Genomic DNA, 25,162 nt, shown 5'->3' with positions numbered 1-25,162 from the left:
TTTATGTAAAAATTTTAAATTTTTGTTAATTACTTTTTTTTGTTAAAATTATCTTAAAGGATTTGATTATGAAAAAATTTTTAATTTTATTTTCTATTTTGATTTTTATAGGTTGCGCTATTTCAAGTAATAAAAACTCAAGAAACACACAAATAAATAATCTTCCTAATTTAACAAAAATAAGAGATATTAATCAAAATTTAGCAAAATTTAAAATAGATGAAGGAAGTTTGGTTTTTGAATATTTGGCTACAGATAAAATTGAAATTTTACCTAATTTGGAAGCACTCGGTAAATTGGAAGCGGTAAAAAATTTAGATAACAATCAAAGTTTAAGCTTCAAAAATGAGATAGAAAATTTGAAAGATAATTCTAAAATCGAGTTTATAAATGTCGACGATAAATCTTTGAGCGTGGCAAATTTTATTTCAAATAGCGGAAATATATGTAAAGATTTTAAGAAAAACGAAAAAATTTCATCTATTTCAGCGATAAATTTAGCAACCGATAAAAAGGGCGAATTTTATACGGTTTATACAAAATCATATATTACAAAGGACGCAGGAATTGAAATTTTCGAACTGAATTTCAGTTATGATATAAATAATAAAGAAAAAATGAATGAAATTTCAAAATGCGCAAATTTTGAAAAAATAGGAGATATCATAAATCCGCAAATTTCGGCTCAAAACACATTTATCAGCAGACTTTGCAATTAAAATATATATGTGAAATTCAGAAGATAAAAATGATTATTTTGCATATCAGTGATATTCATTACGACAAAGCTCTTTTGTCGGAAATAAAAAATAGAAACTATGACGTGCTTTGTATAAGCGGTGATTTACTTGCAGAACCTGGTTGTACTCCGATTAATGTTCAAATAAATGAAATAATTTCAATTTTAAAAAAGGTAAAAAAACCGCTGTTTATAGCAAGCGGAAATCACGATTTGGACGGCAAATGGCTTAGAAAAATAAAAAAGGCGCATCTTGGCGGAGAAAATGAAAAAATAAAAAATATAAAAATCGGCGTAGTAAATTTCGGCTGCGACGATTTTTCAAAATTTAAAAAATGTGATGTACTTGTAACTCACGTTCCACCGTTCGGTTCAAAAACTGCGATTTGTTCTCAAAGTGGAAATGATCTTGGCGATAAAATTCTTGCAAAAGCGATAAAAAAAGGTCAAATTTCGCCACGTTATATACTTTGCGGGCATATTCATAATCCTATGACAAATTACGAAATATTTGAAAAAATAAATATTTTAAATGCTTCCTGTAAGGCTTATGATATAGATATTCAGGATTTTTTATGAAATTTTATATAAACAAATGTAATCACGGCGACGCAAAATAGCGTAATAATCGTAATTATATGAAGTTGCTCTTTGATAACAGTTTCATTTTCACCGATAAAATATCCAAGACACATCAGCACTAAAATCCAAATAGCTGAACCAAGCGCAGTGTAGAAAATAAATTTATTTATATTCATTTTTGCTAAACCGGCCGGCAAGCTTATATATTGACGGATTCCTGGAATCAAACGGGAATTAAAAATTGAAATTTCGCCATATTTATCAAAAAATGCTTGAAATTTTATAAATTTTTCATTCGTAACGCCTATAAAATTTCCATATTTTTTGATAAACTCGCGTCCGAAAAAACAGCATAAATAGTAATTAAAAATCGCTCCTGCTACACTTCCAAGCACGCCTGATAATATAAAATTCATTTCGCCTTTATAAACCAAATAACCGGCAGGAATCATTGCTACTTCACTAGGAAATGGAACAAAACTGCTTTCTAAAAACATCATTAAAAAAATACCGATATAGCCCCATTCCGAGACTGACGAAATAATAAAATCAATAAAATCTGAAATCATTTTCTTAACATTTTTTTAAATAAAAGGCCACAAAATTTGCAGCCTTTTTTATATTATTTTGTAGCATTTGTGTCTGTAAATTGCACATTTGCAGCTTTATAAAGCGCTTCGGCTTTTTCATCAATTTGTTTTTGAAATTTTTGACCTTTGATGTTATTTATAATAGCATTTTTAACGCTTTCAAACGGCAATGTAGAAGCTTTTTTCTCGTCTGTTTTTAAAATTATGTGATAACCGAATTGTGTCTTAACAGGTTGTTTTGTAAGTTCGCCTTTTTTAAGTCCGAATACGGCTTTTTCAAAAGGTTCTACCATTTGACCTTTTTGGAAAAATCCAAGCGCGCCGCCGTTTTGTTTTGTTCCATTATCTATAGATTTTTCGGATGCAATTTTAGCGAATTCTTTGCTTAATTTTTCGCCTTTTAATTTACTTAGTTTCGAGATAATATTTTTAGCTTCTTTTTCTTCTTTTACTAAAATATGCGAAGCGCTGATTTGCTCAGGAATTACAAAGCTTGCATTATTTTCTTCATAAAATTTTTTAGCTTCATCGTCGCTTACATTCACTTTTTTAAATTCATTATCTTGCCAAAGACCGAAAGCTATTCCATCAGCTGCAATATCAAGTCGTTTTTTGTATTCAAGTTCATTTTCTACGCCACTGTTTTTCGCTTCTTTTACAAGCAATTTGTATTTTATTAAATTTTCTAATAGAGCTTTTTTTTGCTCATCATTTATATCTATACCGTTCATATGGTTTTGTTCTAGAAACGGAGTTATGTCTTCATCTGTAATTTTTATATCGCCGGCTGTTGCTAAAACATCGGCATTTAGGCTTATTGCAGCCACCAAAGATAATGTAGAGATTAAAAATTTTCTCATATTTTTTTCCTTTTTCAAAATTTTAAGTTTAGATTATATCAAAAAAATATAAAATTTAGGTGTTTTTTGTAAATTTTCAATTTAAAAAGCTTTGAAGCAGTTTTTTATTATAATCAAAAATTTACAAAATTTTAAGGGTATAAATGAAAGAAATTTTAATAATAGCCGATGGAAATTTGGCTAAAAATTTTTTAAAACGAGTTTTTAAATTAAAAAATATAATTCATAAATACAGCGTAATTGCTGAAAATGAAGAGAGTTTGCCATCCGAAATAGTAGAAAGCGATATGTTTGAAATTCATTATTTTGATGCTACAAGTCGCGAAAAACTTCGGATAGTGCTCGATAATAAAAAATTCGATCAATGTATAATAATAGATGACAATGAATTTGATACGCGCGTAATTTATGAAAATTTAAAAGCTTTGGCACCGAAACTTGAACTTTATCTGGTTGATAGACATGGAACTTTTTCAAATTCGGAAAACAAAAAAGACAATCACTTGAAAATTATAAATACGCTTTCAATCACATCGTCAAGATTGATAGGATTTTTACCTGATAGTCCTGTATTTGCCGATAATATCGGGCTTGGAAAAGGCGAAATAATGGAAGTGAAAATTCCGGTTGCAAGCAGTTTCTCATATAAAAAAGTCGGTCTTTTAACCAGCGCAAAGTATTCCATACCGATAATTTATCGTCATAGCAATTATATAGTTACAAATTACAATACAACAATTTTACCGAATGATACAATATTGGTCGTCGGCGAAGCAAGCGCTCTTAGAGGCGTTTATAGCGCGATAAAAGAAGAAAACGGACAATTTCCGTCGCCTTTTGGTGTAAATATAGCTTCATTTATTGATATGAATGAGCTTAATGACGAGCAAATTTCGCGTATTATTGACGTTTGTGAAAAACTGAACACTACGCTGAAGAGCCATAAATTTTTCATAAAGGTTATAAATCCTACGATAGGCGAAAGTTTAAATCGTCTAAAAAGTCTTAATAACGATGTTTGCGAGATTATTTTTGATTATAATAATAAAAAATTTACAAATTTTAAAGAGTTGATAGAAAATCATAAAATCGGTTTAATCGTAGCTACAAATGACTTTTTTGAAAATTTTAAAAGTAAAATGTATGAGTTTAATTTGCCTGTTTTAAGTATCGGCGAATACGATATCAGCGAAATTTCAAGAGCTATGATTGTAACAAACGGAGAAAATGTCACCGAAGAGGCAAGTGTTGTTTTTGATGTTGCAAGTCAGCTTAATTTGGATGTTTATCTGTATTTTTTCAATCAAAATTTAAGAAAAGGCGACGAAAGTTTTATAAACAATTATAAAAATCTTGCAAATCTTTTTAAAAATGATTTGCATATTATAAATAAATTGGATAAAAATCCGATTTTGGCGCTTGAAAATGAAGAACGCTTTTTTCAATTTATTCCTTTCAGTGAAAAAATTTTGCATAGAAGTCTGGCTTCAAATTTTGCTAAAGATCTTGATTTAATGTATTATAAGTTAAGAAATAATTATCAGCTTTTTATTCCTGTGGATTTTCATTATGAAAACTCTTGAAAAAAAGGCTTAAAATTTGATAAAATTATAAGAAAAAAGAGTGGAAAAAATGCAAGTAAATGTTGATTTGAAAGAAAATTCATACAAAGTTTTTATTGACGAATTTAAAGAGCTTACAATAAAAGGAAATGTGGCGATTATCACAAATCCGAAAGTAGGCGGACTTTGGCTTGAGTTTTTGCTTAAAAATCTAAAATGCGATAAAAAGTTTATCATTTCGGTTCCTGACGGCGAAGAGTATAAAAATTTAAATACGATAGAGCAAATTTTAGAGCAGCTTTTTTCATCAAAATGTGACAGAAAAACAACGTTAATCGCACTTGGCGGAGGCGTTATCAGTGATATGACCGGTTTTGCGGCAAGCATTTTTGAAAGAGGAATTGATTTTATAAATTTTCCGACAACTCTTTTAGCTCAAGTTGATGCGAGTGTAGGTGGGAAAACAGGCGTAAATAATAAATTCGGTAAAAATTTAATCGGCTCTTTTCATCAGCCGAAAGCTGTTTTTTGCGAAAGCGAATTTTTAAATACTCTGCCACCTAGAGAATTTTCAGCAGGAGTTGCGGAAGCCATAAAAATGGCTGTGATGTTTGATAAAAAATTTTTTGAGTTTTTTGAAAATTCCACTTTGAAAAGTTCCGATGAAATTGCCAAAATGGTGCAAACTTGTGTAAAAATCAAAGCGGATGTTGTGGTAAAAGATGAAAAAGAAACCGGAATTAGGGCTGTGTTAAACTACGGACATACTTTCGCCCATGTAATTGAAAGAATTACAGATTATAAAGAATTTTTGCATGGCGAGGCCGTATCGATCGGCATAAATATGGCAAACAATTTAGCTTTGCGTCTCGGATTTTTAAGTAAAAATGAAGTTTTTAAAATTTCAGAAACTCTTAAAAAATTTAATCTTCCTACAACATTTAAAATTCCGAATGCGGACGAATTTTACGAACTGTTTTTTATGGATAAAAAAACGCAAAATTCAAAAATAAAATTTATTTTAGCCAATTCCATAGGAGAATTTAAAATTTGCACTGATATTCCAAAAGATGTCGTTATAGCTACATTGAAAGACTTTGAATGAGAAAAATTTTATTTTTTATATGTTTTGCAATTTTTGCATTCGGCGAAGGAAATTTCAGCGTAGATGAAGTGGATAAAAATGCAAGCGAAATAATTGCTGGAAATTTAAATAGAATAATTGAATTGAATGCCAAAATAAAAGCAATCGATGAAAATTTAAAAGGAAATATCTGGATTATAAAATATGCTAATTTCCAAAATTATCAAGAGCTGACGCAAAATGAAATTGAACTTGAAAAAAAGTTAAAAATCGCAAAAACGGATGAAGAAAAAGATAATATTAAAAAACAGATTAAAACGATAAGCGATCAGCTTGCACTTTTGAGCGGATATGAAAATATGCCGTTTTCAAGTATAATTACGATGCCTGAAGTAAATGAAATTTCAAGGATTCATAACCCTTTTGCGATCATCACTAATTTTTCAAATATAAAAAGTCTTGAAAGCAGTAAAAGCGATCAAAAAGATCAACTTGCGCGTCTTATGGGCGTGATAGAAAAATTAAAAGACAAAGAACTTGCGCTAAATGAGATTGCAAAAATTGATCCGAGCGAAGAAAATCAAAAGAATCTTTACAATATACACTATGAAATAAGAGAATTTAATTCGGCTTATCAAATAGGAACTACTACATATAGCGTTTTTGAGAAAAAAATAGATGAGCAAATTCAAATTTTAAAAAGAGATATAAAAACGCAGGTAAAACGTGCTTTAAATATTGCTATTTTGATATTTGCTACAATTCTAATCGCCTTTTTATTAAAATTTATCGCTAAAAAATATATCAAAAATGATGATAATTTTTACCTTGCAAACAAATTTATAAATGTAATTAATTTTACGCTGATTGTGCTTATTTTAATATTTTCGTATATAGAAAATATGACGTATCTTGTAACGATTTTGGGTTTTGCAAGCGCCGGTTTGGCGATTGCTATGAAAGATATGTTTATGAGTATGCTTGGTTGGTCCGTTATAATCTTCGGCGGCACTTTTAGAGTCGGGGATCGCGTAAGAGTTGAAAAAGACGGAGTTATTTATGTTGGCGATATTATAGATATTTCCGTGCTTCGTATGACGATTTATGAAGATATCACATATCTTTCATGGAAAGAGCATCACAGAGCCGGCAGAATTATATTTATACCGAATAATTATATTTTTACAGAGCTCATTGCAAATTATACGCACAATAGTATGAAAACAGTTTGGGACGGCATTGATATTACGATAACTTTTGACAGCAATCATAAAAAAGCGATGTACATAATAAAAAATATTGCGCGCAAATATTCGAAAGGCTACACCGATATAGCTAAAAAACAAATGGGAAAACTTAGAAGTCAATATAGCATAAAAAATCCGAATGTAGAGCCTAGAATTTTTAGTTTTTTTGAGCCTTACGGAATTCAAATTTCAGTTTGGTATATGACAAATTCTTACGCTACTTTAGGACTTAGAAGTAATATCTCAAGTGAAATTTTAGAAAGTTTCAGATGTGAACCTGATATCAAAATCGCATATCCAAAGCAAACTTTGTTTTTTAATGAAAAGATACAAGGACCTGTTGATATTGAAAAAATGACTAAAGAGCAACTATTTTGAAAATTTACATAAAAACTTTCGGGTGTCGCACAAATATATATGACAGCGAGCTTATAATGGCTCAAATAGCGCGTTTCGGCGGTGAAATTTGCAAAGATGAAAACTTGGCCGATTTTGTCATAATAAACTCATGCACTGTTACAAATGGCGCTGATAGCGATGTGAGAAATTTTATATATAGAATGAATAGAGCCGGTAAGAAAGTCATAATTACAGGTTGTGCCGCTTTAAATAAAGGCAAAGAATTTTTCGAACGTGGTGAGATATTCGGTGTTTTTGGAATGTCAAATAAAAACCGTATAGCAGAATTTTTAAATAAAGGCGAGCGTTTTTGTGAGCTTGGAAATTTAAATTTTAAAGAAAACGCGCTTTTAAATGATTTTAAAAGTCATACAAAAGCTTTTATAAAAATTCAGGAAGGTTGCGATTTTAATTGCAGTTATTGCATAATTCCAAGCGTACGCGGTAAATCACGCAGCGTAGATGAAAATTTAATCATTGAAGAAGTTAAAAAAATAATCGCCGGCAATCATACTGAAATAGTTTTGACAGGCACAAATATCGGCAGTTATGGCAAAGATAACGGTTCAAGTTTAGGCGAGCTTTTGCAAAAACTGGGCAAAATTTCCGGTTTAAAAAGAATTCGGCTTGGAAGTATTGAACCGTCTCAAATTGATGAAAAATTTCGTGAAATTTTAGATGAACCGTGGCTTGAAAAACATCTTCACATCGCACTTCAACACACTTCCCAAAAAATGCTTACAATAATGCGCCGAAGAAATAAAGCTTTAAAAGATTTAAAACTTTTTAATGAGCTTGCGGAACGCGGATTTGCTCTTGGAACGGATTTTATAGTTGCACATCCCGGTGAAACTGATGAAATTTGGAGCGAGGCTTTAACAAATTTTAAAAAATTTCCGCTAACGCATTTACACGCTTTTATTTTTTCACCAAGGGATGGCACACATTCGGCAGGTTTAAAAATCGAAACAAACGGAATTGAAGCTAAAAAACGACTTAAAACTTTGCAAAGTATCATTAGAGAAAATAATTTGAAATTTAGGAAAAGCCATTATAATAATCTTTTTGTGCTGGTTGAGCGCAAAAATGGGGAATTTTACGAAGGTTACGATCAGTTTTATAATAAAATTTTTATAAAAAGTTCGCATGAATTAAACAGGAAATTTTTGGAGATTGAAAAATATGAAATTGGAAACGAAGCAAATTTTGCAGAATTTTAAACCGAATAAGCTGAATATTATTCTTATTTTGTCGTTTTTGCTGATTATTTTGCTGATGATTGTTTATTTTAAGGACGATACGATTTTTATTAAACAGAGCGATTATAAAAATTTAATTTCGCAAGAAGGCATATCAAATGCAGATATAACGCTAAAAGATGATGTTTTATATATTCATTTTAACGGTAGAAATTATGCTATTTTAAAAGATTTGGCGGATATCGATGAACTTGGAAAAATCGCTCTTATAAAAAAAGAACAAAGCGGCGAAGAGATTTCCGTTTTTTCTATTTTATTTATAGTTTTTATATCTATTATTTTGATTTATATGCTTGAGATAATGATTTTACGCAAACGAAACAGGATAATTTCTCAAATCGCCGTCCAAAAAAGCAATGCGGAAAATTTCGGTCTTGATATAACTCCTGTAATTTCAAATGTAAAATTTAAAGATGTAGCAGGAATAAGTGAAGTAAAAGATGAACTCATTGAAATTGTCGATTTTTTGAAAAACCCTGAAAAATATAAAAATTTCGGAGTTAAACTTCCAAAAGGCGTTTTAATGATCGGACCTCCCGGAGTCGGAAAAACTCTCATTGCAAAAGCTGTCGCCGGGGAAGCCGGCGTACCGTTTTTTTATCAAAGCGGAGCAAGTTTTGCCGAAATTTTTGTAGGAGTCGGTGCAAAAAGAGTAAGAGAACTTTTTGCGAAAGCAAAAGCGGTAGCACCTTCGATAATTTTTATCGACGAAATAGATGCTGTCGGTAAAACTCGTGCAAAAGGGCGAAATGATGAGCTTGAAAGCACTTTAAATCAATTGTTGACAGAAATGGACGGATTTAAAGAAAATAACGGAGTGATTGTAATCGCAGCTACAAATAAAGCCGAAATGATTGATACTGCGCTACTTAGAGCAGGAAGATTTGATCGTAGAATTCTTATAGCTTTACCGAATTTTGCCGATAGAGTTGAAATTTTAAAAGTTTATTTAAAAGATAAGAATTTTATCGGTGACGTGGCTAAAATAGCCGGAATTTGCGTAGGATTCAGCGGAGCTTCAATAGCAACTCTTGTAAATGAGGCAGCAATCAATGCAATGAGGCGAAATAGCGAAAAAATCGAGCTTAGCGATTTTGAAGCCGTTAAATCGAAAGTGCTTTTAGGTTCTAAAAAAACGATAGCTTTGAGTGATTACGAAAAGGAGATTCAAAGCTATTATCAGGCAAGCAAGGCTTTAACGGCATTCTGGTTTAATGTTGATTTTGAAAAAATCGGGCTTTTGGATGAAAAATTTTTAAATTTTGACACGCAAATTGATTCTAAAACTAAAATTATAAATGAAATAAAAGTTTTACTTTCAGGCGTTGCGGGACTTAAAATTTATAAAAACGACGCATTCAGCAATGGAAGTAAAGATATAAAAAAAGCTGCATTTTTGGCTGAAAAAATGATTTTCGATTACGCTATGGGAGATAATTTAATTCCAAATGAACGCGAAATAACCGATATTTTGGAAAATTCTTATAATGAAGTAAGTGAGCTTTTGAAAAATAAAGGAGACGAACTTGCAAAAATTGCAAAACGCATTTTTGTTTATGAATTTGTTGAGTTTAAATTTGTAGGCGATACGCTTTTGGGGGCGAAATGAGCGTTAAAATAGGAATTTTGACAATCAGCGACAGAGCAAGTGCAGGCATTTATACTGATAAAGGCGGCCCTGAAATTAAAAGAATTTTAGACGACTGGCTTACTTGTGAGCATGAATTTTTTTATGAAATTATTCCGGATGATTTTGAACTGGTTAAATCTAAAATTTGCAGTTTTGCAGATAATTTTAATTGCGATTTGATTTTTACTACCGGAGGAACCGGACCTGCCGTGCGCGATATTACGCCTGAGGCTACAGAGGATGTTTGCGATAAAATTTTACCTGGATTTGGCGAACTTATGCGTTTTGAGAGTTTAAAATTTGTTCCTACCGCGATTTTATCAAGACAGACAGCAGGTATAAGAGGAAAAACCTTAATTGTAAATTTACCTGGGCAGCCAAAAGCTATATTGGAATGTTTAACTCCTATTTTTCCGGCTATTCCATATTGTGTTGATTTGATTGGCGGCAATTTTATAACTGCCGATGAAACTAAAATTAAAATTTTCCGCCCTAAAAAATAGATTATTTATCAAATATTTTCAAAAAAAATTTATAATCTGATTTATCAGTTTTAAGGAGAAAAAATGAAAAAATTTTTAAATTTTGTGGCTTGTATTGCCTTTGTATTAGGCTTTTCAAGCAGTTTTGCAAATGCAACAGAAAAAATTACTGTAGGTGCAACTCCCGTTCCGCATGCCGAAATTTTGGAGTTTGTGAAACCCGAGCTTAAAAAAATGGGTTATGAACTTGAAATCAAGGTTTTTAATGATTATGTTATTCCGAATGTTGCAACCGATGAAGGGCAATTGGATGCGAATTTTTTCCAACATATACCGTATCTGAATGATTTTAATGCACAAAAAGGCACAAAACTTGTAAAAGCCGCCGCCGTTCATTTGGAGCCGATGGGTGTTTATTCAAAAAAAATAAAAAATCTTGATGAATTAAAAGATGGCGATAAAGTAGGTATTCCAAATGATCCGACAAATGAAAGCCGCGCACTTGACGTGCTTGTAAATGTAGGTCTTATAAAAGTAAATGATAATGCTCTTCGCACACCTAAAGATATCATAGAAAATTCTAAAAATTTAAAATTTATAGAAATAGAAGCGGCTCAAGTTCCGCGCACTCTTGGTGATACCGCGATTTCCGTTATAAATACAAACTTTGCTATGAATGCCGGTCTTAATCCGGTAAAAGACGCTCTTGCGATTGAAAGTAAAGACAGTCCTTACGCAAATATACTTGTCGTAAAAGATGGTAATGAAAACACTCCGAAAATTAAGGCGCTTGTGAAAGCCTTAAACAGCGAAAGTGTTAAAAATTTTATAAACGAAAAATATAAAGGTGCAATTATTCCGGCATTTTAATTTATGAGTGAGTTTTTCTCACTCATTTTTAAAATAAATTTGTTTTTTTATTCTTAAAGTTTTTAATGTTTTAATTAAAAATATACTTTCTAAACATATTACTGCAAATAAATCACGTAAAATATATTTTGTTTATTTTTGTATAAAATTTTGCAAATAAATCTCGTACCTGTGTATAAATTTTTTATAACTCTGTCTTTAATCTTAAATATTTAATTTATTAACGTTAAATCCAAAGCGGCTAGATTTTTTTAAAGTATCTTTTTATATAAATTATTTTAATAACTTGAATTTTAACATTTTAAATGTGTAGAATTGCGCCTATTTTTATAAACTGTTTCAAAATTTCAATTTTATTTTAGTATTTTTAAAAAATTTAAAAAATTTTCATTCATTAAAAATTTTAAAATTAAGACTATAAAATTACAAAAAGATAAGTATTTTATTATTAAAAATCGTAATTTAAATTTTATTTATTAGAATTTCAAACTGTTTTTGAATTTTTGATTTTTGCAAGGTAATTAAAGTAAAATTTTATTCATTCATTTTAAAATGATCACCCAGATAGTATTTTTTAACATTTTCATCATTCGCTACATCTTTTGAACTTCCGCTTGCTAAAAGTGAACCATCTTTTATGACATAAGCTCTATCACAAATTGCCAAAGTTTCCCTTACATTGTGATCAGTGATTAAAACACCGATTCCAAGATCTTTCAGACTTTTTACGATGTTTTGAATGTCCGCTACAGCGATAGGATCTACTCCTGCAAATGGTTCGTCCAAAAGTAGAAATTTCGGCGTTATCATAAGACTTCTCGCAATCTCACAGCGTCTCCGCTCTCCGCCGCTTAAGCTAACGCCTTTACGATCTCTTATCGGCTCTATATTTAGCAAATTAAGCATTTCATTTACTTTTTTGTTCGCCTCGTTTTCATCTTTATAAGTTATTTCGGCTGCAAGCATAAGATTTTCTTCCACACTTAAATCTTTGAATATGCTGCTTTCTTGCGGCAAATATCCAATTCCTAATCGCGCGCGCTTGTTTAGTGAAATTTTACTTATTTCATTATTGTCTAAAAAAATTTCGCCGCCACTAGCCGGAATCAATCCGCAAATCATATAAAAAGTTGTAGTTTTGCCGGCGCCGTTCGGTCCTAAAAGTCCTACAATTTCGCCATTTTCAACAAAAAGTGAAATGCCTTTTATAATTTCGGTTTTTTTAATGGTTTTTTTCAAATTTTTTACTTCAAGCTTATGCATTTTTTACCTCATATTTTCGTTTTTCACCTTTTACCGATATCTGCACGATGCAAAATTCAAGTCCGAAATTTTGCAAATATTTCATTAAATTTTCATCTCCCCATTCTATCAAATGAAGTCCGGGCACGAAAAAATTTTCAAAAAGTCCGTTTTTTAAAATTCCGTTTATACCGGCATTATAAATGTCATAATGATAAATTTCGCCGTAATTTTGCATAATTGAAAAAGTAGGAGAGCTGACATTTTTCCAATTTTTGCCATGTTTTTTTACAATTTCTCTTACAAGTGTTGTTTTTCCGCTTGCCAGGTTTCCTTGCAAAATGATTATTCCGCTTTTTGGCAAAATTTCGACAACGCGCGAAATTTCATTTTCGTCAAGTATAAACTCAAAGTTTTTTGACATATTTTTCCTGTTCGTTTTTTGGAATACTTTTTGTAGTAGGAAAGTCTAAAACTTCGTAATTAACCGTTTCCTTTAAAAATTTAATGGAAATTTTATCTCCGATTTTCAGCTCTTTTGCAGGTTTTGAAACGGCGCCATTTATGCTTACTACACCGCTTTTACACATATCCTCGCTGATTGCTCTTCTTTTTACGATATTTACAACATTTAAAAATTTATCAATTCTCATATGTGGATTTTAACGAATTTTGGCTTAAAATTTAACGAAAATTAAAAAAATCGGATAAATTTAAAATCAAAAAAGGCAAAAAAAATATGACATATGATGATTTTTTTTAAAAAAACTAAATAAACGAGTTTTCGGCGATGATTTGAATTATGAAATTTTAAAGACCGTGCTTGAAATTTCGCATAATACTAATAATTAAGTTGAAAATTCATTATTTTTTTACGGCAAGGAAATTTTTGAAATTTTATTTTGTAGAACAGATATTTGGAACGAACTTTTTTCGCATTTGAGAAGAAACAAAATTAAACGATTAAAAAATTTGAATGTGCCCGATTTTAATACAAGTCCTGAAATGTTAAAAACACTTCGTAAAATCAGCGAATAGGAACCGAAATTAATTAAAAATTTATTTTCAGATAAACCCGAATTTATTGAAATAAGAAATGAACTTTTTCCGACAGGTAAAAATTTAAAGGCTTTAAAATGATTAAAAATACAATTTTACAAGGAGATTGTTTAAAAATTTTAAAAACTTTACCTGATAAAAGTATCGATTTAATTTTTGCAGATCCGCCTTATTGGATGAGAGTTGACGGAATTTTAAAACGACCTGAAGGAGAAAATTTCAGCGGTTGTGATGACAAGCGGGATAATAATTTTTTAAATAACGACGATTATTCACAATTTACAGAAAAATGGCTTAACGAGTGTAAAATAGTTTTAAAAAATAACGAAATCAGAAAAAAATAAGTATTGCCGCAATAAAAGAAAATTTTAGAAATTTTATAATTAATAAATAAATTTGGTATTTACTAAATTTTAAATAAATTTTAGATAAAATTAAAGTTTAAAATTTTACAAAAAAGGGTTTCTTATGAAAAAAAATGTAAAAAAAGTCGTTTTGGCGTATTCGGGCGGGCTTGATACAAGCGTTATTTTAAAGTGGCTTGAGGATAATTACAAATGTGAAGTTGTAACTTTTACAGCCGATATCGGTCAAAATGAAGATTTAAAACCTATCAAAGAAAAAGCTTTGAAGCTCGGGATTAAAAAAGAAAATATTTTTATAAAAGATTTACGCGAAGAATTTGTTAGAGATTACGTTTTTCCTATGTTTAGGGCAAATGCCGTTTATGAGGGTGAATATCTGCTTGGAACTTCAATTGCGCGCCCTTTAATTTCAAAATATCTGGTTGAGATAGCAAAAAAGACAAATGCGGACGCGATAGCACACGGTGCTACCGGCAAAGGAAACGATCAGGTAAGATTTGAACTTGGCGCATATGCACTTAATCCAAATATAAAAGTTATAGCTCCTTGGCGAGAATGGGATTTAAATAGTCGTGAAAAACTTTTAGCTTATGCTGAGAAAAACGGTATTGATATAGCAAAGAAAAAAGGCAAATCTCCATATTCAATGGATGCGAATTTACTCCATATATCTTACGAAGGTTTGGTTTTGGAAGATCCAAATCACGCACCTGAGGCTGATATGTGGCGATGGACGACAGATCCGAAACTTGCGCCGAATGAGAGCGAGATTATAGAAATTGAGTATAAAAACGGCAATCCGATTGCATTAAACGGTAAAAATTTAAAACCGCACGAAATGTTAAATGAACTTAATAATCTTGGCGCAAAACATGGAATAGGTCGTCTTGATATTGTAGAAAATCGTTTTGTAGGTATGAAAAGCAGGGGTTGTTATGAAACTCCAGGTGGAACGATTATGCTAAAAGCGCACAGAGCTATTGAAAGTATAACTATCGATAAAGGTGCGGCGCATTTAAAAGATGAACTTATGCCGAAATATGCCGAGTTGATCTATAACGGCTTTTGGTTTAGCCCTGAGCGCTCTATGCTTCAAGCTTTGATTGATAAAAGCCAAGAATATGTAAACGGTAAGGTTAAACTTGAACTTTATAAAGGAAATGTGATTGTAATCGGTAGAGAAAGCAAAAGCGATACGTTATTTAACGTAAATTTCAGCACATTTGAAGAGGACAGCGTTTATAATCAAAAAGATGCCGAAGGATTTATAAAACTAAATGCTTTGCGTTTTATAATTGCAGGCAAAAACGGACGAAAAATTTAAAATTTTACAAAGGAAAGATATGAAAATTTTACTTATAAAAGATGTTAAATCACTTGGAAAAGCAGGTGAGGTAAAAGAGGTAAAAGACGGATACGCAAATAATTTTCTAATCGCAAAAGGTTTTGCAAAAGCTGCGACTACAGAAGTTTTACGCAGATATGAAAGTCAAAAGCAAAAAGAGGCTGAAGATGAGCGATATGAGATAGAAAGTCTAAAAACACTTTCAAATACTCTAAAAGGCGTAAGAGTTAAAATTGCAAAACAGGTTGGAAGCAATAATGCGCTTTTTGGTTCCGTTACAAAAGATGATGTAGCAAACGCCTTAAAAGAACAAAAGAATATTGAAATAGATAAAAAATTGATTGAACTTCCTCAAACAAAGACTATTGGAATTTATGATGTAAATTTAAAACTTAAATTTGGTGTTACGGCTAAATTTGAGATTGAAGTAGTAGGCGAATAATGTTTAAAGCAACTACGATTTTAGCCTATAAGGGTAAAAACGGCTCAATTATCGGTGGTGATGGTCAAGTTACATTCGGCAACACCGTTTTAAAAGGCACGGCTACTAAAATTAGAAAAATCGGCAAAGATGGTAAGGTTTTGGCTGGTTTTGCAGGGAGTACGACTGACGCTTTTAATCTTTTCGATATGTTTGAAAAATGTTTGGAATCCGCTAAAAATGATCTTTTAAAAGCTGCTGTAGATTTCAGCAAAGAGTGGAGGAAAGATAAATATTTAAGAAAACTTGAAGCTATGATGCTTGTCCTGGATAGAGAACACATATTTTTATTAAGCGGCGTAGGTGATGTCGTGGAACCTGATGACGGCAAAATAGCAGCCATTGGAAGTGGCGGAAATTACGCACTTTCGGCGGCAAGAGCTTTGGATAAATTTGGAAATTTAAACGAAGAGGAGTTGGTTAAAGAGAGTTTAAAAATAGCAAGTGAAATTTGTATTTATACAAACAATCACATAAAAACATACGCAATTTGGGATAATAAATGAAAACACCGAAAAAAATTGTTGAAATTTTAGATGATTATATAATAGGTCAAAAAAACGCTAAAAAGACAATAGCCATAGCTTTGAGAAATCGTTGGCGTCGCCTGAAACTTGACGAAGAGATGCGAAATGAAGTAATGCCTAAAAATATTTTAATGATAGGTTCTACCGGTGTCGGTAAAACTGAAATCGCGCGCAGACTCTCAAAGATGTTCGGACTTCCTTTTGTAAAAGTTGAAGCCAGCAAATACACGGAAGTCGGCTTTGTCGGACGCGATGTGGAAAGTATGGTTAGGGATTTGGCAGCAGCTTCTGTAAATTTGGTAAAAAACGAAGAACTTGAGAAAAACCGCGAAAAAATTGATGAATATATAGAAAAAAGAATTTTGCAAAAAGTGCTTCCGCCGCTTCCAAGAGGAGCAAGCGATGAAAAAGTGGAAGCCTACAATAAAAGCTATGAAAAAATGCGCGAAAAATTTCGCAACGGCTTAATTGATGATCTTATAATTGAGATTGAAATTGATGAAAGCAGTTTGGAATCAAATCCGAATTTACCGCCTGAAATGGCAAATATGCAGGAAAGTTTTATCAAAGTAATAGGAATTTCAACTAAAAAAACAAAAAAAGAACTAAAAATAAAAGATGCAAAAGTCGCTCTTAAAAATGAAGCAAGCGATAAAGTTTTAAACAAAGATCGCATTAAAGCCGAAGCTATAAGAAGAGCTGAAAATGAAGGCATTATTTTTATTGATGAAATTGATAAAATTGCTGTTTCAAGCGGAAATTCAGGTAGAAACGATCCAAGCAAAGAAGGTGTTCAACGCGATTTACTTCCAATAGTTGAAGGTTCGAGTGTAAATACAAAATATGGAAATATTAACACGGATCATATTTTATTTATCGCAGCGGGAGCATTTCATATAAGCAAACCAAGCGATTTAATACCGGAACTTCAAGGCAGATTTCCTCTTCGCGTAGAACTTGACAGTTTGGATGAAAATGCACTTTATGAAATTTTAACAAAACCTAAAAATTCTCTTATAAAACAATATATGGCGCTTCTAGCTACGGAAGGTCTGAAATTAAAATTTAGTGAAGACGGCATAAAATCCATTGCAAAATTTGCAGCTCTTGCAAATGAAAAAATGGAAGACATAGGCGCCAGACGTTTGCAAACCATAATGGAAAAAGTGCTTGAAGATTTGAGCTTTTCAGCTGATGAACATGCTGGAACGGACGTGAAAATAGATGAAAAAACGGTCGCTCAAAAATTGGAAAATATAGTGCTGGATGAAGATTTGGCAAAGTATATTTTATGAAAAGCGGTTTTGTAAGTTTAATAGGCAGAACCAATGCCGGTAAAAGCAGTCTTTTAAATTTTCTTGTAGGAGAGAGACTTGCTATGGTCTCTCACAAAATAAATGCTACGCGCCGTAAAATAAACGGTATTGCCATGTTTGGCGAAGATCAAATTATTTTTATAGATACTCCAGGACTTCATAAAAGCGAAAAAATCATGAATAAACTCATGATTGATGTGGCTATTAAAAGTATCGGCGATGCTGATTTGGTGTTGTTTTTAGCAAGCATTCATGATGATACAAGAGATTATGAAGAATTTTTAAAAATCGCAAAAAGACCGCCACATATTCTAATTTTAACTAAAACGGATGAAACAGACGATGGAAAAATTGCTAAAAAACTCGGTGAATATGCAAAATTTTGCAAAGAATTTTGCGCCATTATTCCTGTAAATATTAAAAAAAAAGTTTATCGTGCTGAAATTTTAAGAGAGATTGCTAAATTATTGCCGGAGCATGAGTATTTCTTTGATCCGCAAATCATCAGTAACACAAATTTACGCGATATATACAGAGATTTTATTTTAGAATCCGTTTATGAGAGCGTCAGCAGCGAAATCCCTTATAATAGTGATGTTTTGATTGAAAAAATTACTGAAAAAGAACAAATAACAAAAATATCGGCAAAAATTATTACGGATACCAACTCTCACAAACAAATTTTAATCGGTAAAGGCGGTGAGACGATAAAGCGTATCGGAATAAAATCCAGAAAACGAATTTCAGATTTTTCTAAGGTTAAAATTCATTTAAATTTGCAAATTTTTGTAAAAAAAGGGTGGAAAAACGACGAAAATCTGGTAAAAAGCGTTTTTGTCTATTGACTTTTTATTTAATTTTAATTAAACTACAAATAAATTTTCTTTTAAGAGAAGTGAGATGGCAAAAAGTAACAAAAATGCTAACACAATTGTCGCTATAAATAAAGCGACACAGAATGTTTTTGGGCTAAGCGGAAACGAGATTTTTCCGTTTGACTTCGACAGAGGTGGCAAAGGTAAAGGTACTACATATATCTCATATATTCCTTTTAAAAACATTATAACAACTACGGTTGAGATTAGTCGCACAGTGGAAGAGGCTGATTTACTTGATGCGATTGTTATCAAAGTTTATGAGGAATTGGGACTTGATGCAGCGCTTGACTATAAAATCACCTATCTTGAAGTAGTTGGAAGTACAAGTGAAAACAGAGTTTTTAATGTTTTCGTTGTTGATTCTCAAATTTTAACGAGCGATTTCGATGCAATAGCTGCACGTACAGGATATATAGATTATGTCGCTATGGCTCCGTTTTTATATGAAAGTTTGTATGCACGCGGCTTGTTATCGAAAGAAACGGTAGATTGTTTTATTTATTTGCAAAGAGATGACGCATTTTTGGTTGTTTATCAAAATGGTGAATATTTACAATCAAGACAAATAAGATACAATCTCAAGTATATACACGATAAATTTAGTGAATTAATCGGAAATAGACTTGAAGAAGAAACTTTTGATCATATGTTGTCTACTTATGGTTTAAATCTTGATACTCCGGCAGAAAGGGATTATATAATCCAAATTTTTGATGAGATATTTTATTATTTTAATGACATAATTACATCTTTGAATAAAATTTATAACATCAAGATTCAAAATATATATTTTGGAACTGATGTTGGCGAAATTCCTGGTGTTGAAGTTTTTGTAGAAAATACTTTAAACCTTACATATCAACCTTTTAATTTCAGTGTAGCTATAAATGCAAAAGATGTTGAACATTTAACTCAATTTGATATTTTGATGTTTTTGACAGCGCAACATTACATGCTTACTCAAAACGACGAGCATAATTACTCGCCTTTTAGACGTCCGCCACCACTTTCACAAAGAAATAGCGGTAAACTTTTTGGCGCCTTGGGGCTTGGTTTGCTTTTGGGTCTTGCTTATCCTGCTTATCAATATGGCTATGGATATTATATGAGTATAGTCACGGATCAAAAAACGACTGAATGGAGAAAAAAAGACGCTGAACTTAAAAAAATAAACGATACTATTAAAGATTTAAAAGAACAAATTAAACAAACTCGTAAATTTTTTGATGTAGAAAATAAAGTCTTAACTGAAAGACAAGATTTGCTGACCGGAATTTTTGATAAAAAAGTAAAATATCCTATGAAAGCAAATGCAATTTATGATATGTCAAATTTGGTAAATCAAAATCAAGGCAATATTGTTAGAATTCAGGATATTGACAGAAATTTAACTATATCGGTTAGAACTTCAAGCGATAAGCAAATGACAAAACTTTTAAAAGATATCAGTAATGTAAAACCATACGCAGTTTATACGCGCTCTATAGCTTTGAATGATAAAAATTCGACTGTAAAATTTTATGATAGTAATATCAGTGTGGAGATAAGCGATGAAAAATAATAAAAGTATTTTCGATCAAATTGATGAATTTTTTGCGACAAAAAAAGAAAGCGACGTAAAAAATTACATTGTAATTGCTTTAGTTCTTATGGTTGTAATTGTTTATTTTGCAATCTCACCATATTCTGATGAATATTTTGAAGCAAAAGAAGGCGCGTTAAAAGATATAACAGCAAAACTTGCTAAAACGGATAGTGATCTTGCTTCTTTAAGCGGTCCTACAGGTCAAGATAGAAATTATATGATAAATGAAAATAAAGGAATTTTAAGGACAGATACATCAAAATTAAAAAATGTTAGAGATTCTAATAGATATTTTGATGCAAAATTACGAGAAGTTACAAATCTTACATATTCACAAGAAAACTGGGCTGCTTTTTTAGATAGTTTAACAGCTTTGGCTGAAAATAATAATATAAAGCTAAAAAGTTTGGAAAGTGAAAAACAAGAGATTACTTTACAAAAAATAGAGCCTGTATTAAATATCACTTTAAATTTAGAGGGTGATTTTAATGATCTTTTAAGATATGTTAATAAAGTTGAAGAATCAAAAATGATTGTGGATATCAATCAAATAGATTTCAATAATACACATGATGATAGAATCGGTGGTAAAATGAACATAGCAATATGGGGGATGAAATACCAATGAGAAGTTTAAATTTTATTCTTATTTTGGCTTGTGTGACAAGCTTTGCATTTGCTGAAAATACACGGCTTGATAAGGCTAGATTTGATGCGATGTTTAATACGCTTGATAATCCTCGTACAGGGCTTAGTGATGAGAAAATTTCAAGTCTTAAAAATCCTTTCGGGTTTAAAAAAAGAGATGATACAAGCGCAAATAGTATCGGTGCTGTTGGTTTGGGATATAAACTCATAGGCACTATGGGCGATAAAGCTAAAATCAATGACAGATGGTATAGTTTGGGTGACAATATAGGTTCTTATAAAATAACCAAAATAAATGAAGATAGTGTTATCATTGCAAATGAGTATAACGATGTCGAAATCAAAATTAATCAAGGAAACAACAATGTCATTATTACATATAAGTAAAAAAATTGGCATAGCTACATTATTGGCTGTTAGCGTTGCTACAAGCTTAAATGCTGCTAGTTCTAGTTGCGACAAAAGAGCTTTTAATATAAAAGTAAATGATGTCGTCACGCTAAATGAAATGCTTACACAACTTTCCGATGTGTGTAAATTTTCAGTTGTGGCAAAAGATGCTGTTGCTGCAGAGGAATTAAAAAAAGAACTTCAAGGTGTAGGTATAAAAGACCTTTCATTGAGAGAAATTTTTGATTTATTAATTAGCGAGAATAATCTTAGTTATGATTTTTCGAACAATGTTTTGAAAATTTCCGCTTTGCAAACTAAAACCTTTAAAGTTGATTATATTACGTCTGTTAGAGAAGCCACAGCGGTAACTAAAGCTTCTGTTGATTCAGATCCTATAGAAATGGGCAATGAAGGTAATAGCGAATCTAAACAGGACAATCTTATTTCAGCAAAAGAGAAATTTGATTTTTGGGAAAAAATTAGCGATGAAGTTACCTCTATCTTAAATAACGGTACAGAAAAATATGTCGCTATCGCGCCTATCATAAATCAAAATGCAGGTTTGGTAACTGTAACCGGTATGAAATCTCAAATCGCAAGAGTTGATGCATATATAAATAAAATGAAAAAACGTCTTGAAAGACAAGTAAGTCTTGATGTTTCTATTGTAGCAGTCGAACTTAGCAATAGTTACACAACCGGAATTGATTGGAGTAAATTTCAATTAGGCTTTAATACATATCTTAATGGAGATCCGTCAACTCCTACTTCATATAGTTTTGGAAATAGAAATAAAGTTGGTCAAGTTACATCTTTGCCTCAAATTGAAGACATTAAGGATAAAGATGGAAAGATTCTTTTTAGTAGACCAACATCGCTTGGAACATGGGATTATAAAGAAAAAAGTATGGGTAGTGTAAAAGCCAGCGATAGCAATGGTGTGTGGGCAATTGGAGCAAATCTTAACTTTAATATAGACGGAATGATAAATTTTCTTGAAACAAAAGGCAAAACTAAAATTATTTCAAGTCCAAAAGTTACAACTATGAATAATCAACCGGCTATTATTTCAGTTGGTGATGTTATAAATTATCGTATTCAAGAAAATACTACAAGTGGCGGTCAAACAGATGCTGGAACTACTTCTGTAACATATACCAATTATTCTACATTTATAGGAATTTTATTAAATATATTGCCTGAAATTTCGGATGATAATAGAATTATGCTAAGAGTAAATCCATCTTTGAGCGATTTTAAATATCAAGCCGATAGAGAAGCTACAGCTCAACTTGATAGAGTTATGGCGCCTGATACAATTCAAAAGAAAATTTCAAGTGTTGTATGGGTAGATGATGGTGATACTGTTATACTTGGCGGTTTGATCGGTCAAAATAAAGGAAAAGATAATAAAAATGTTCCATTCTTAAGCGATATACCTTTGATAGGTAATCTTTTCAAAAGTACTGCCGATAGACTTACTACAACTGAATTGGTGTTTGTTATTACTCCTCGTATCATAGATAACACTGATACAAAAGTCAGTGATTCTTTGAAAGAGCTTGGTTTTTCTAAATCTTTATATACAAATGAGTAATAGTTATACAAAAATCAAAGAAATATTTATCGAGGATAACAATGTTAACGACTTTGTAAACCTCGATAAATCCACTCTTGCATACCATAGAATTTTAAGTGCATTACAAAAGCCGCTTAAACTTATTTTATTTTACGGTAAACCAGGATGCGGTAAAACTTTTTTATTAAATAAAATAAAAGTTGATTTGGAAAAAAAAGCAAAAGTTGCTTTTATTCCTCAGCCGTTTTTTGATGAAAAAGAGTTTTTTTTGGATCTTTACCATCAGCTTTTTGGTGACAAATCAAGAAAAAATATTGATAATTATGAGAGTTTTATGCGGGTTTATAGAGAAAAGCTTGGTATAAAAAAAGATGATATCTCAGCTATCAATCAAGTTGTTATTTTATTGGATGAAGCGCAACTTTATCCAAAAAATTTGATAGAAAAAATTCGCTTGATGGCTGATACAAGACTTTTTAAATTTCTTTTTACAGTACATAAAACAGATGAAGAAGATGTTTTAGCTAAGGATTATTTTAAAACGCGTATTTGGGAAAGTATTGAACTACCTAATTCAAATCTCGGTGAAATCAAACTTTATATCGAGAAAAAGCTTGTATTTCATGGGTTTAGTGAGTATTTTTTGATGTTTAAAGATGAAAATTTCGATTTAATTTTGTCTTTAACAAATGGAAATTTAAGAAATATAAATAAGCTTATGTATAAAATGTATGAACTTTTGGAATATTATGAAGAAAATAAGCCAACAGAGATAAGTTTATCATATCTCAACAATAAACTTATTGAAATGGGCGCAATTAGTGCAGGAATAATAAATGCTTGAATTTTATGAAGTTGCGGAATTAGAAAAAAAATGGGAAGAATATAATAAAAATCGCAAGAAACCTAGCATTTTAAGTGAAAAATTTTCTAATTTAAATATAAAATTTGATAAAACTATTGTTGGACTTTTAGCATTGATTTGCGTGGCAATCGGTGCTATATTGTGGCTTCTCAATGATAATGATGACGAAATTTCAATGTCAAAAATAAATCAAAATATAAAAAATACGACAGAAATGCCAAAAATTTCTCAAATTACAACCAATAATAAAAATTTGCAAAATTTATCCGATGCCGCAAATTTAAATCAAGAGCAAAACGTATTAAATGATGCTCCAAAATATAATATGAGTACACCAAATTATGAAAACAAAGCTCAAAACGAAGATCGTCCCAGCTTGAGCTTAAAAGATATCGGTATAACTTCAAGTGAAGATAGCGGCGGATTTACGATAAAAAATAATTATGAAGATAGCGAAAATAATCAAAATTTTAATCATCAACAAAATTTCGGCGGATATCAAAACGGTTACAACAACAATAATGGTTATAATCAAAATTACGGTAATTCTTATGCACAAAATTTTCCGCCATCACCTGCAAATCAAAATGTAAATCCTTTTGCGACAACTTCTATTCCAAAAAATGAAGTTATCGGCTTTGGCAATGCACCGTTTCCACCGAATTCAGATTCAAGGCAAATAAGTGTTAATTCTCAAAAGTCGTCTATTGGTAAGATAGAAATTAAAACTTCTAAAATAAATATGGATACTAAAAATTTAGAGGAAAAATTTTATGCTACAAATAATATCGATTATGCATTAATGCTTGCAGAGCGGGCTTATGACGGTAAAAATTATAATAATGCAATAAAATGGGCGCTTATTTCAAATGATATAGATAAAGAAAATGTTAGAAGCTGGATAATTTTTGCAAAAGCAAGTTATAAAAAAGGCGCTAAAGCGGATGCATTGAAAGCATTACAGACATTTAATGCAAAAGCTAATAATGGAGAAATTTCTCATCTTATATCAAAAATTCAAAGCGGTTCGCTATGAAAAAGTTAATTTTTTGTTTGAGTTTTATTATACAGTTTTGTTTTGGTGTTGAAATTCAAGATGTTTGGGATTGGGAACAACTTGGTCAATACAACCGTATTTGTCAAGAAAATGTTCGCAATCTTTTTATAACCGAACAAAATGAAGCCGTTGCCGATATTTATGCAAAAGCTTGTTTAAAAGTGGATAAGGTAAATGAACTTATAATTCCTATCGTTATGCTTTATAAAACTAAAGATGCAAGAGAAAATGCTTCTATTTATTCAACTATTCTTTTTCAAAAGAAAATGCTTTATCTTGCACTTATTGATAATATCGATATAAGTTATATACGCACGCCGAAAATAAATTATGTGCTTTCTGAAATTTTTGATAAATTTGTTGAGAAAAAATATAAAAAAACTGAAACCGGTTATGTTTTTGAATTGAATAACGGTGAAAAAGCCGAGCTATCGGTAAAAACCGAAAATCAAATTTCAAAAATGGTAGTTGCTTTATATAAAGATGGTAAAGTGAATTCTATAAAGATGTATTGGTGA

The 25,162-nt window shown here is 31.1% G+C and carries 27 protein-coding genes; 22 read left to right on the top strand and 5 right to left on the bottom strand.

Annotated elements, in window-relative coordinates:
- Positions 1-68: 68 nt before the first annotated feature.
- Together CHAB381_RS05055 and CHAB381_RS05050 are read left to right on the top strand one after the other, a co-directional pair.
- Positions 69-719: a hypothetical protein gene (locus tag CHAB381_RS05055; RefSeq protein WP_012108935.1), complete on the top strand. Its 651-nt coding sequence runs from the start codon at positions 69-71 to the stop codon at positions 717-719.
- Positions 720-748: 29 nt separating this feature from the next.
- Entirely contained in the window at positions 749-1,318 is a 570-nt protein-coding gene (locus tag CHAB381_RS05050) for a metallophosphoesterase family protein (RefSeq protein ID WP_012108934.1), read from the top strand.
- Here CHAB381_RS05050 and CHAB381_RS05045 read toward each other — a convergent pair.
- A complete protein-coding gene (locus CHAB381_RS05045; protein ID WP_012108933.1) occupies positions 1,303-1,890 on the bottom strand; it encodes a DedA family protein in 588 nt (195 codons plus the stop codon). The genes CHAB381_RS05050 and CHAB381_RS05045 overlap by 16 nt on opposite strands.
- 53 nt (positions 1,891-1,943) lie before the next feature.
- Entirely contained in the window at positions 1,944-2,771 is an 828-nt protein-coding gene (locus CHAB381_RS05040) for a peptidylprolyl isomerase (RefSeq protein WP_012108932.1), read from the bottom strand.
- Positions 2,772-2,914: 143 nt separating this feature from the next.
- Here CHAB381_RS05040 and CHAB381_RS05035 point away from each other — a divergent pair, with 143 nt between their 5' ends.
- The 7 genes from CHAB381_RS05035 to CHAB381_RS05005 all read left to right on the top strand — a co-directional run bounded on the left by CHAB381_RS05035 (position 2,915) and on the right by CHAB381_RS05005 (position 11,304).
- Positions 2,915-4,354: a potassium transporter TrkA gene (locus tag CHAB381_RS05035; protein ID WP_012108931.1), complete on the top strand. Its 1,440-nt coding sequence runs from the start codon at positions 2,915-2,917 to the stop codon at positions 4,352-4,354.
- Between the two features lie 49 nt (positions 4,355-4,403).
- Positions 4,404-5,438 (top strand): 3-dehydroquinate synthase, encoded by a 1,035-nt coding sequence (gene aroB, locus CHAB381_RS05030; RefSeq protein ID WP_012108930.1) that lies wholly within the window; start codon positions 4,404-4,406, stop codon positions 5,436-5,438.
- Positions 5,435-7,042 carry a mechanosensitive ion channel family protein gene (locus CHAB381_RS05025; protein ID WP_012108929.1) on the top strand — a complete coding sequence of 536 codons (1,608 nt, stop codon included), beginning with the start codon at positions 5,435-5,437 and terminating at the stop codon, positions 7,040-7,042. The genes aroB and CHAB381_RS05025 overlap by 4 nt, the downstream gene beginning before the upstream one ends.
- A gap of 56 nt (positions 7,043-7,098) precedes the next feature.
- Positions 7,099-8,283, top strand: coding sequence for a tRNA (N(6)-L-threonylcarbamoyladenosine(37)-C(2))-methylthiotransferase MtaB (gene mtaB, locus CHAB381_RS05020; protein WP_232215082.1), 1,185 nt, complete (start codon positions 7,099-7,101; stop codon positions 8,281-8,283).
- Positions 8,246-9,931 carry an AAA family ATPase gene (locus CHAB381_RS05015; protein WP_012108927.1) on the top strand — a complete coding sequence of 562 codons (1,686 nt, stop codon included), beginning with the start codon at positions 8,246-8,248 and terminating at the stop codon, positions 9,929-9,931. The genes mtaB and CHAB381_RS05015 overlap by 38 nt, the downstream gene beginning before the upstream one ends.
- A complete protein-coding gene (mog, locus tag CHAB381_RS05010) occupies positions 9,928-10,455 on the top strand; it encodes a molybdopterin adenylyltransferase (protein ID WP_012108926.1) in 528 nt (175 codons plus the stop codon). The genes CHAB381_RS05015 and mog overlap by 4 nt, the downstream gene beginning before the upstream one ends.
- 63 nt (positions 10,456-10,518) lie before the next feature.
- Positions 10,519-11,304: a MetQ/NlpA family ABC transporter substrate-binding protein gene (locus CHAB381_RS05005; protein ID WP_012108925.1), complete on the top strand. Its 786-nt coding sequence runs from the start codon at positions 10,519-10,521 to the stop codon at positions 11,302-11,304.
- A 534-nt stretch (positions 11,305-11,838) separates the two neighbouring features.
- Here the strand turns inward: CHAB381_RS05005 and lptB are convergent.
- The 3 genes from lptB to CHAB381_RS04990 are packed head-to-tail and all read right to left on the bottom strand — an operon-like array spanning position 11,839 to position 13,199.
- Positions 11,839-12,567: an LPS export ABC transporter ATP-binding protein gene (lptB, locus tag CHAB381_RS05000; protein WP_012108924.1), complete on the bottom strand. Its 729-nt coding sequence runs from the start codon at positions 12,565-12,567 to the stop codon at positions 11,839-11,841.
- Positions 12,560-12,970 (bottom strand): tRNA (adenosine(37)-N6)-threonylcarbamoyltransferase complex ATPase subunit type 1 TsaE, encoded by a 411-nt coding sequence (gene tsaE / locus CHAB381_RS04995; protein ID WP_012108923.1) that lies wholly within the window; start codon positions 12,968-12,970, stop codon positions 12,560-12,562. Before tsaE ends, lptB begins: the two co-directional genes overlap by 8 nt.
- Entirely contained in the window at positions 12,954-13,199 is a 246-nt protein-coding gene (locus CHAB381_RS04990; protein WP_012108922.1) for an RNA-binding S4 domain-containing protein, read from the bottom strand. The genes tsaE and CHAB381_RS04990 overlap by 17 nt, the downstream gene beginning before the upstream one ends.
- A 483-nt stretch (positions 13,200-13,682) precedes the next feature.
- Between CHAB381_RS04990 and CHAB381_RS04985 the strand changes: the two genes are divergently transcribed.
- From CHAB381_RS04985 to CHAB381_RS04925, 13 genes are all read left to right on the top strand, one after another.
- Complete coding sequence (locus CHAB381_RS04985) at positions 13,683-13,949, top strand: DNA methyltransferase (RefSeq protein ID WP_012108921.1); 267 nt, start codon at positions 13,683-13,685, stop codon at positions 13,947-13,949.
- Positions 13,950-14,073: 124 nt separating this feature from the next.
- Positions 14,074-15,294, top strand: coding sequence for an argininosuccinate synthase (locus CHAB381_RS04980; RefSeq protein WP_012108920.1), 1,221 nt, complete (start codon positions 14,074-14,076; stop codon positions 15,292-15,294).
- A 19-nt stretch (positions 15,295-15,313) separates the two neighbouring features.
- Complete coding sequence (gene rplI / locus CHAB381_RS04975; protein WP_012108919.1) at positions 15,314-15,757, top strand: 50S ribosomal protein L9; 444 nt, start codon at positions 15,314-15,316, stop codon at positions 15,755-15,757.
- Positions 15,757-16,302, top strand: a complete 546-nt coding sequence (hslV, locus tag CHAB381_RS04970) for an ATP-dependent protease subunit HslV (RefSeq protein WP_012108918.1) — start codon at positions 15,757-15,759, stop codon at positions 16,300-16,302. Before rplI ends, hslV begins: the two co-directional genes overlap by 1 nt.
- Positions 16,299-17,618 carry an HslU--HslV peptidase ATPase subunit gene (gene hslU / locus CHAB381_RS04965; protein ID WP_012108917.1) on the top strand — a complete coding sequence of 440 codons (1,320 nt, stop codon included), beginning with the start codon at positions 16,299-16,301 and terminating at the stop codon, positions 17,616-17,618. The genes hslV and hslU overlap by 4 nt, the downstream gene beginning before the upstream one ends.
- Positions 17,615-18,484, top strand: coding sequence for a GTPase Era (era, locus tag CHAB381_RS04960; RefSeq protein WP_012108916.1), 870 nt, complete (start codon positions 17,615-17,617; stop codon positions 18,482-18,484). The genes hslU and era overlap by 4 nt, the downstream gene beginning before the upstream one ends.
- A gap of 55 nt (positions 18,485-18,539) precedes the next feature.
- Positions 18,540-20,078 (top strand): hypothetical protein, encoded by a 1,539-nt coding sequence (locus CHAB381_RS04955; RefSeq protein ID WP_012108915.1) that lies wholly within the window; start codon positions 18,540-18,542, stop codon positions 20,076-20,078.
- Positions 20,068-20,730, top strand: a complete 663-nt coding sequence (gene pilO / locus CHAB381_RS04950; protein ID WP_012108914.1) for a type 4a pilus biogenesis protein PilO — start codon at positions 20,068-20,070, stop codon at positions 20,728-20,730. The genes CHAB381_RS04955 and pilO overlap by 11 nt, the downstream gene beginning before the upstream one ends.
- Positions 20,727-21,137, top strand: a complete 411-nt coding sequence (locus CHAB381_RS04945; protein ID WP_012108913.1) for a hypothetical protein — start codon at positions 20,727-20,729, stop codon at positions 21,135-21,137. Before pilO ends, CHAB381_RS04945 begins: the two co-directional genes overlap by 4 nt.
- Entirely contained in the window at positions 21,115-22,740 is a 1,626-nt protein-coding gene (gene mshL / locus CHAB381_RS04940) for a pilus (MSHA type) biogenesis protein MshL (protein WP_012108912.1), read from the top strand. Before CHAB381_RS04945 ends, mshL begins: the two co-directional genes overlap by 23 nt.
- Entirely contained in the window at positions 22,733-23,566 is an 834-nt protein-coding gene (locus CHAB381_RS04935; protein ID WP_012108911.1) for an ATP-binding protein, read from the top strand. The genes mshL and CHAB381_RS04935 overlap by 8 nt, the downstream gene beginning before the upstream one ends.
- Positions 23,559-24,623 (top strand): tetratricopeptide repeat protein, encoded by a 1,065-nt coding sequence (locus CHAB381_RS08470; RefSeq protein ID WP_012108910.1) that lies wholly within the window; start codon positions 23,559-23,561, stop codon positions 24,621-24,623. Before CHAB381_RS04935 ends, CHAB381_RS08470 begins: the two co-directional genes overlap by 8 nt.
- Positions 24,620-25,162, top strand: coding sequence for a hypothetical protein (locus CHAB381_RS04925; RefSeq protein WP_012108908.1), 543 nt, complete (start codon positions 24,620-24,622; stop codon positions 25,160-25,162). Before CHAB381_RS08470 ends, CHAB381_RS04925 begins: the two co-directional genes overlap by 4 nt.

This window comes from Campylobacter hominis ATCC BAA-381 (assembly GCF_000017585.1).
Lineage (GTDB): Bacteria > Campylobacterota > Campylobacteria > Campylobacterales > Campylobacteraceae > Campylobacter_B > Campylobacter_B hominis.
This window is presented reverse-complemented; position numbering and strand designations above follow the sequence as displayed.